Source organism: Streptomyces sp. NPDC059900, from assembly GCF_050270335.1.
Lineage (GTDB): Bacteria > Actinomycetota > Actinomycetes > Streptomycetales > Streptomycetaceae > Streptomyces.
In genome coordinates, this window is the sequence record NZ_JBNNJZ010000384.1 from 1 (window position 1) to 7904 (window position 7904).

8 protein-coding genes are annotated in these 7904 nt (G+C 75.0%); 4 read left to right on the plus strand and 4 right to left on the minus strand.

Annotated features, from left to right (window positions below):
* Positions 1–17: 17 nt before the first annotated feature.
* The 4 genes from ACQKIP_RS33305 to ACQKIP_RS33320 all read left to right on the plus strand — a co-directional run bounded on the left by ACQKIP_RS33305 (position 18) and on the right by ACQKIP_RS33320 (position 4974).
* Positions 18–1436 carry a HEAT repeat domain-containing protein gene (locus ACQKIP_RS33305; protein ID WP_365864140.1) on the plus strand — a complete coding sequence of 473 codons (1419 nt, stop codon included), beginning with the start codon at positions 18–20 and terminating at the stop codon, positions 1434–1436.
* 135 nt (positions 1437–1571) lie between these two features.
* Positions 1572–2735 carry a glycosyltransferase family 4 protein gene (locus tag ACQKIP_RS33310; protein WP_365864139.1) on the plus strand — a complete coding sequence of 388 codons (1164 nt, stop codon included), beginning with the start codon at positions 1572–1574 and terminating at the stop codon, positions 2733–2735.
* A complete protein-coding gene (locus ACQKIP_RS33315) occupies positions 2732–4051 on the plus strand; it encodes a glycosyltransferase (RefSeq protein WP_365864137.1) in 1320 nt (439 codons plus the stop codon). Before ACQKIP_RS33310 ends, ACQKIP_RS33315 begins: the two co-directional genes overlap by 4 nt.
* A 68-nt stretch (positions 4052–4119) precedes the next feature.
* Positions 4120–4974: an SGNH/GDSL hydrolase family protein gene (locus tag ACQKIP_RS33320; protein WP_365864135.1), complete on the plus strand. Its 855-nt coding sequence runs from the start codon at positions 4120–4122 to the stop codon at positions 4972–4974.
* A gap of 16 nt (positions 4975–4990) precedes the next feature.
* Here ACQKIP_RS33320 and ACQKIP_RS33325 read toward each other — a convergent pair whose 3' ends face one another.
* From ACQKIP_RS33325 to ACQKIP_RS33340, 4 genes are all read right to left on the minus strand, one after another.
* Positions 4991–5860, minus strand: coding sequence for a biotin-dependent carboxyltransferase family protein (locus ACQKIP_RS33325; RefSeq protein WP_365864134.1), 870 nt, complete (start codon positions 5858–5860; stop codon positions 4991–4993).
* Positions 5860–6492: a 5-oxoprolinase subunit B family protein gene (locus ACQKIP_RS33330; protein WP_365864133.1), complete on the minus strand. Its 633-nt coding sequence runs from the start codon at positions 6490–6492 to the stop codon at positions 5860–5862. The genes ACQKIP_RS33325 and ACQKIP_RS33330 overlap by 1 nt, the downstream gene beginning before the upstream one ends.
* The gene (locus tag ACQKIP_RS33335; protein ID WP_365864132.1) at positions 6489–7265 is read right to left on the minus strand and encodes a LamB/YcsF family protein; all 777 of its coding nucleotides are present in this window, start codon (positions 7263–7265) and stop codon (positions 6489–6491) included. The genes ACQKIP_RS33330 and ACQKIP_RS33335 overlap by 4 nt, the downstream gene beginning before the upstream one ends.
* A 51-nt stretch (positions 7266–7316) precedes the next feature.
* Positions 7317–7904, minus strand: a 588-nt coding sequence (locus ACQKIP_RS33340; RefSeq protein WP_427745008.1) for a putative hydro-lyase, incomplete at its 5' end; no start/stop codon positions are given.

The following is a 7904-nucleotide window of genomic DNA, read 5'->3' on the forward strand; positions in this document are numbered from 1 at the left end:
ATGTGAGGCTGTTTCCCATGTTCGATCCGGTCATAGCGCCCAGCGGTACGCTGCTCGGCCTGCTGCAGCGGGGCCGCGGCGACGGCACGCTGCACGCACTCACCGCACCCCGGTCCGAGGCGCTCGCCGCCCTCGAGACCTGCGTGCTCCACGACCCGCGCCACGACTGGCAGGTCGAGAACCGCTCCCTCTACTACGCCAGGCTCTACCTCGATCTCCGCGGCGGGATCGAGGAGATCGAGCGGCATCTGTTCGACCCCGAGGACGTCCTGGACACGGACGACTCCCGCACCGGCCTCGCGCTGGCGGTCCTGGGGCACCTCGCCTCGTACGGCAGGCACGACGCGCTCGAACTGCTGCGCAGGTACGCGGCCTTCGGCGCCAACTGGGCCTGGGCCCTGGACGAACTGGCGCTGCGCGACGACGACGCGGGCCTGCGCGCCCTGGCCGTGCCCGTGCTCGCCAGATTCCCCTCGGACGCGCAGGGCGAGGCCGAACTCGCCGCCACCGTGCGCGACGCCTACGAACCCCGGCCCTGGCGGCTGTGGGAGGAGGATCCGCGCGAGACGATCGGCGCCCGCGTCCGGGCCGCCCGCGAGCAGGGCTCCTTCGACCGCTGGCAGCGGCAGATGCGGCCGTCGGGCCCGCGACCCGGCTGGAGCGTCCGGGCCGTCTTCGACTGGGCGCAGGAAGGGCTCGAACGGGGAGCGGTCCTGCACGTCCCCGCGGCCCGCTGCCTGAGCGCCGTCGCCGGTCCCGACGACCGCGCCGAGATCATCGAGGCCGCCCGCAGCGGCTCCGACGGGGCGCGCGGCACGGCCCTGCGCTACCTCGCGGACACCCACGATCCCGAAGTCTTCGACCTGATCGAACTCGCGGTCCAGGACACCTCACGGGCCGTCGTGGACGCCGCCGCCGAGGCCTTCGAGCGGATGCAGAGCGTCGCCGCCGTCGAGCGGGCCCGCCGCTGGGCCCTGCGGCCCGACGTGCTCGGCGCCGCCGCCGGACGGGTGCTCGCCTGCCGGGGCGGCGCCCGGGACAGCAAGCTCGTCCTGGCCGCCCTCCGCGAAGCCGTCCGCGGCGAAGGCCCGGACGCACCCACCCTCTGGACGCTCGTCGACGGAGCGGGACGGCTCGGCATCGCCTGCGCGGCCCCCGTCCTGCGCCACGTCTACCGCGAGACCGCCTCCTCCCACCTGCGCGGACGCGCCGCCCGCGCGCTCGCCGCCACCGACCCCTCCTTCGCCGCCGGATTCGCCGTCGAATGCCTGTGGGACTGCGAGGAGTCCACCCGCGAAGTCGCCGCACGGCACGCCGAGACCGGCGACGCCCGCGTGGTCACCCAGCTCAGAAGGCTCGCCGCGGATCCCGCCGAGGAGGACGAGGTACAGACCGCGGTACGCAGCAGAATCGACCCCGACGCGGCCGAGGTGTAGCCCTCGGCACGGCGGAGGCACGGCCGGGCGCGCTCAACGGGGGGAGCGCGTGCGGAGGGGAACGCTCACGGGACGTTCCTCGCCAGGAAAGATCCACGTTGACGTGACCACGCCCCGCACGACGACAACACGGGTATGCGTGTCGTCATCGTCACCGAATCCTTCCCTCCCGACGTCAACGGCGTGGCGCACTGCGCCCTCCAGACCGCCCGGCAGCTCGCCGCCCACGGTCACGACCCCCTGGTCATTGCCCCGGCACCCGCGGCCGGTGCGGACGCCGCAGCCGATGCCAGTGCGCCCTGTCCCGTCGTCCGCGTGCCCTCCCTGCCCCTCCCCGGATATCCGCAGGTCAGGGTTGCCCTGCCCAGCCGGCGCCTGTCGGCCGCGCTGAGCGCGCACCGGGCCGACCTCGTCCACCTGGCCAGCCCGTTCGTCCTCGGCGTGCGCGGCATGGCGGCCGCCGCGCGCCTGGGCATCCCCGCCGTCGCCGTCTACCAGACGGATCTGGGCGGCTACGCGCGTACGTACGTGGGGGCGGGCGAGGCCGCGGCCTGGCGCCGCATCCGTGCCGTCCACACCGCGGCCGACCGCACCCTCGCCCCCTCGTCGGCCGCCCAGCGCGATCTGGTGGCCCGCGGGGTGCCACGGGTGCGGCTGTGGCCGCGGGGCGTGGACACCACCCGGTTCCGGCCCGGCCTGCGGGACGAGTCCGTACGCCGTCGACTGGCGCCGGACGGCGAGCTGATCGTCGGCTACGTGGGGCGCCTCGCTCCCGAGAAGCAGGTCGAGCTTCTTGCCGGGGTGTGCTCCCTGGAGGGCGTGCGGGTGGTCGTCGTCGGCGACGGGCCGAGCGAGGCGTCCGTGCGGGCGGCGCTGCCGGGCGCGGTCATGACGGGGCGCCGTACCGGGAGCGAACTCGCCCGGATCTACGCCTCGTTGGACCTCTTCGTGCACACAGGGCCCCACGAGACGTTCTGCCAGACCGTGCAGGAAGCCATGGCCAGCGGTGTGCCGGTGATCGCGCCCGCCGCAGGAGGCCCGCTCGACCTCGTCGTGCCCGGCCGCACCGGAGCCCTGGTTCCGCCGCGGGACACCCTCGCGGTGCGTGACGCGGTCTGGGCGCTCGCCGCCGATCCGGGCCTTCGCGCCGCGTACGGACGGGCCGGGCGCGCGGCCGTCGAAGGCCGGACCTGGGCGGCGGTGGGCGAGCAGCTCGTAGGCCACTACGGCCAGGTGCTCGCCGCGCGGACCCAGAGTCGCGAACTCACGGGACGCACTCAAGAAAGTAGGGCGGCATGAAGGCGGCCCTGTACCGGGAAGCGGCCTACCGCGCGGCGGCGGCAACGGCAGCGGCGGCGGCCCGCTCCGGTGTGCGGGAGCCGGCCTCGCTGCGCATCGTGCGGCTCGCCAACTTCGTCACCCCCTCCTCGGGCGGACTGCGCACCGCTCTGCGGGAGTTGGGGCGCGGCTACCGTGCGGCCGGGCACGAGCCCGTTCTGATCGTGCCGGGTGAGCGGGCCGGGGTCCGCGACACCGACCAGGGGCGCGTCGTGACCCTGCCGGGCACACTGCTGCCGGGCACCGGCGGCTACCGCGTCCTCACCGACCGGCCACGGGTGGCCCGGCTTCTCGAAGGCCTCGCCCCCGACCGCATCGAGGTCTGCGACCGCACGACCCTGCGCTGGACCGGCGCATGGGCCCGGCACCGCAGGATTCCGGCCGTGATGGTCTCCCACGAGACGGCGGACGGCGTCCTCAGGTCCTGGGGCATGCCCCGGCAGGCCGCCGTACGCGTGGCCGACGCCCTCAACTCCCGTACGGCGCACGCCTACGCGCGCGTGGTGTGCACCACGGAGTGGGCCGAGCGCGAGTTCGTGCGCATCGGGGCGCGCAATGTCGTCAGGGCGCCGCTCGGCGTCGACCTGGTGGGCAGCCGTCCCGGGCTGCGTGATCCGCGCGTGCGCGAGCGCCACGCGCGCGTGGACGAGGTTCTGCTGCTGCTCTGCTCCCGCCTGTCGGTGGAGAAGCGGCCGGGCATGGCCCTTGACGCCCTGGAGGCGCTCCGCGGCCGGGGTGTGCCCGCGGTACTCGTGGTGGCGGGGGACGGGCCGCTGCGGGCCCGCCTCGAACTGCGGGCGCGCGAGCGGCGGTTGCCGGTGACGTTCCTGGGTCACGTCGAGGACCGGACGGCTCTGGGCGCGCTGCAGGCGACGGCCGACGTCTGTCTGGCGCCTGGCCCCTGCGAGACGTTCGGCCTCGCCGCCCTGGAAGCACTGGCCTGCGGGACGCCGGTGGTGGCCGCCGCGTCGTCTGCGCTGCAGGAGATCGTGGGCGGGGCGGGCGCGGCGGCGTCCCCCAGCGGCGAGGCGTTCGCGTCCGCCGTGCAGGCGCTGCTCCTGCGCCCCGGGCACAAACGCAGGGAGGCGGCACGCGCGCGTGCGGAGTGCTTCGGGTGGGAGAGGGCGGTGGCGGGGTTCCTGGGGGCGCATGAGGCTTCTACGGGTCCTGGTGGTGGGCAGCCGTCCTCCAGGGCGGGCACACCCCTGATGCCGGTTGCCGGAACGGCAGGCGGAGGGGCGCTCGGGGCGGCGCCTCGCGAGGGACGTGCCCTGTGAAGCCGCCGTGCGTCGTGGAGCCGCCGTGCGTCGTGAAGCCGCCGGGCCTTGTGAAGGGGCCGCGCCTTGTGAAGCCGCTGTGCTTCGTGGCCCTGGGCGACTCGCTGACCGCGGGCATCGGAGACCCTGTGGGCGAAGGCCGGCGGGGATGGGCGGCGCTGCTGGCCGCGGGGCTTGCAGGTCCGGAGGCCGAGGCGCAGTTCCACAACCTCGCCGCGAGCGGCGCCCAGACCCGCGACGTGCTGAACCGGCAGCTGCCCCGGGCGCTGGAGCTGCAGCCCGACCTGCTCTCCGTCATCGTCGGCGTCAACGACACCCTGCGCTGCACGTTCGACATCCGGGCCGTGGCGGCAAGCCTCGACACGGTCTACGCCGCCGCCGCGCGGCAAGGCGCCCGGCTGCTCACCGCCTGCCTCCCCGACCCGGGAGCCATCCTCGGCCTCCCCGGAGCCCTGGCCCGCCCGCTGGCCCGCAGACAACGTGCCGTCAACGCCGTGGTGCACGCGCTGTCCGAGCGGTACGGCGCCGTCCACCTGCATCTCGCCGCGGACGAATGGGTCGCCGACCGAACGCTGTGGAGCGCGGACCGGCTGCACCCCGGCGAGCGCGGCCACCGGCTGGTGGCAGCCCGCTTCCACGAACTGCTCGCGGCACGCGGCATCGCGGCGGGCAGCCCGCCCTCGCGCGAACCCCGACTCCCGTCACCCACCCGGTCGGCGGGCCTGCTGTGGCTCGCCACCGCGGGCACCGGCTGGGTGGCGCGCCGGTGCACCGATCTGCTGCCCCAACTGCTCGCCCTCGCGGCCGACGAGGTGCGCCATCAGGTGCGGGGCAGCAGCGCCCGGCTCGACCTGAGCGCCGCCGACGCGGTGACGGCGGCCCTCGCCGCCCTCACCGCGGCCGAGCGGCCGGGCGCGGCGTAGTGGACCGAGGAGACCCTCAGCGCCGCCCCGCCGGTACGAAACGCACCAAAGTGCCCGGCACCGCCTGCGCCGCCCCGGCCAGATCCGCCTCCCTGACCACCGCGATCACCGGATAGCCGCCGGTCGTCGGGTGATCGGCGAGGAAGACCACGGGGCGGCCGTCCGGCGGCACCTGGACGGCGCCCAGGACCATGCCCTCGCTGGGGAGTTCATCGGTGCACGCGCGCTCGAGAGCGGGACCTTCGGTGCGCAGCCCGATGCGGTTGCTCGCCGAGGACACCCGGTACGCACGCGTGGTCAGCGTGCGCAGGGCCGCTGCGGTGAACCAGTCGGCGCGCGGCCCGTACGCCACCCGCAGGACCAGCTCGTGCGGTGGCGCCGGGTGCGGGACGGCGTCCACGCGCGTGTGGGGCGCGGCGGCATGCCCCAGGGGGATGACGGTTCCGTCCGCGAGCGGGGGAGGGCCGAGCCCGGAGAGCAGGTCCGTCGAGCGGCTCGCGAGCACCGGGTCGACGGCGACTCCGCCGCCGAACGCGACGTAGCAACGTACTCCGGAGACGGCCGTTCCGACGTCGAGCAGCGCACCTGCCGGCACGCGCACAGGTGCACCCCAGGCCACCGGGCGGCCGTCGACCGTCACCGGGCAGGGAGCGCCCACGACCGCCACCGTCACCGCGCACCGCGGCCGTACGGAGCAGCCGGCCAGGGTGGTCTCCAGGACGGCGGCTTCGGGAGAGTTGCCGACGAGGCGGTTGGCGAGGCGGGCCGCGGCCGGATCGAGGGCTCCGGAGCGCGGCACTCCGAGGTGCGCGTGTCCGGGACGCCCCTGGTCCTGCACCGTGGTCAGCGCCCCTGCCCGTACGACGGAGAAGGCCCGGTCCGTCATCATGCCTCCGCGGTGGAGGCGCCGGCCACGGGCACGAAGCGCACCCGCAGCCCCGGCGTGAGCAGGGCGGCAGGCACGCGCGCGTGGTCCCACAGCACGGCATCGGTCGTGCCGATCAGCTGCCAGCCGCCGGGCGACGAGCGCGGATACATCCCTGTGTACCCGCCCGCCAGGGCGACGCTGCCGGCCGGGACGCTCGTGCGCGGCGAGGCCCGCCGGGGCACTTCGTAGCGCTTGGGAAGGCCGGTGAGATAGCCGAAGCCGGGCGCGAACCCGCAGAAGGCGACCCGGAATTCGGCCGCCGAGTGGATGCGCGCGACCTCCGTGACGGGCACACCCCAGAGCGCCGCCACATCCGCCAGGTCGGGCCCGTCGTAACGGACGGGGATCTCCCGTACGTCCTGCGCGCGCGCCGAAAGCGGCGGGATCTCCAGGGCGGCGAGCTCCGCCCCGACGCGGCCGGGGTCGTCGAGGCCGTCCAGGAGCACCGTGCGGGCCGCGGGCACGATCTCCCGTACGCGGATCAGGCCCGCCGCCCTGCGGCGCAGCAGCTCGGCGTGCAGGGCCTGCGCCTCGTCGCCGTCGGCGAGTTCGACGAGCAGCGCCAGGTCGCCGACCGGAAGCACCCTCACGCGAAGGCCTCCACCCGGACACCCGACGCTTCGAGGCGCGCCCTGACCTGCCGGGCGAGGGCCACCGCACCCGCGGTGTCGCCGTGCAGGCACAACGAGCGCGCGCGGACCGCGATCCGCTGCCCGTCCAGAGCGGTGACGGTCCCGGACCGGGCCATGTCGACCGAACGTTCGACGACGGCACCGGCCTCCGTGATGACGGCGCCGTCGCTGCCGCGCGGCACGAGCGTCCCCTGCGGGGTGTACGCGCGGTCCGCGAACGCCTCGGTGACGACGGGGAGTCCGGCCTTGCCTGCCGTCTCCAGGATGCGCGATCCCGGAAGGCCGAGGACGGGCAGCGTGTGATCCGCGAGCAGCACCCCTTCGACGACGGCACGCGCCTGGTCCTCGTCGTGGACGACGCGGTTGTAGAGCGCACCGTGCGGCTTCACGTACGACACGCGCGTGCCGGCCGCCCGCGCGAAGACCTCCAGGGCGCCGATCTGGTAAGCGACTTCGGCCGCCAGCTCATCGGCGGGTACGTCCATGGAGCGGCGCCCGAAGCCCGCCAGGTCGCGGTAGGAGACCTGGGCGCCGATCCGTACTCCGCGCGCGGCGGCCTGCTCGCACACGCGGCGCATGGTGGCCGCGTCCCCCGCGTGGAAGCCGCAGGCCACATTGGCGCTGGTGACGACGGAGAGCAGCTCCTCGTCGTCGGTCAGGCGCCAGCGGCCGAAGCCCTCGCCGAGGTCGGCGTTGAGATCGATCAAGGCGTCGGTCGTGACTTCGGTCATGCGGGTGGTTCTCCTGGTTCCGTTCTGTTGCCGGTTGCCGGCCGGGCCTGCTCAGGCCACCCGGTACTGCTCGTCACGGGCGTCGGTGATGAACATCTGGCCCGGCGCGTGCGTGATCGCGAAGGGCGGCCGCGAAGCCATCACGGCGGCCTGCGGTGTCACTCCGCATGCCCAGAACACCGGGATGTCACCGGGCTCGCCGGCCACTGGATCACCGAAGTCGGGACGGTCCAGATCCTCGATGCCGAGCCCCGCCGGGTCCCCGCAGTGCACCGGGCTGCCGTGCACGGCGGGCAGCAGGGAGGTCTCCCTGATCGCCGCCGAGAGGTGCTCGGGCGGCACGTGGCGCATCGAGACCACCATGGGGCCGTGCAGCCGGCCCGCCGGACGGCAGGGGCGCGCGGTGACGTACATGGAGACGTTGCGGCCCTGCTCGACGTGGCGCATCGGCACGCCGGACTCGCTCAGCGCCCACTCGAAGGTGAAGCTGCAGCCGATGAGGAACGACACCAGGTCGTCCCGCCACCGGTCGACCACGTCCGTGGGTTCGTCGGTCAGCTCGCCGTCCTGCCACACCCGGTAGCGCGGCAGGTCCGTCCGCAGATCGGCGCCGGGGGCCAGCGGCGTGGTCCAGGAGCC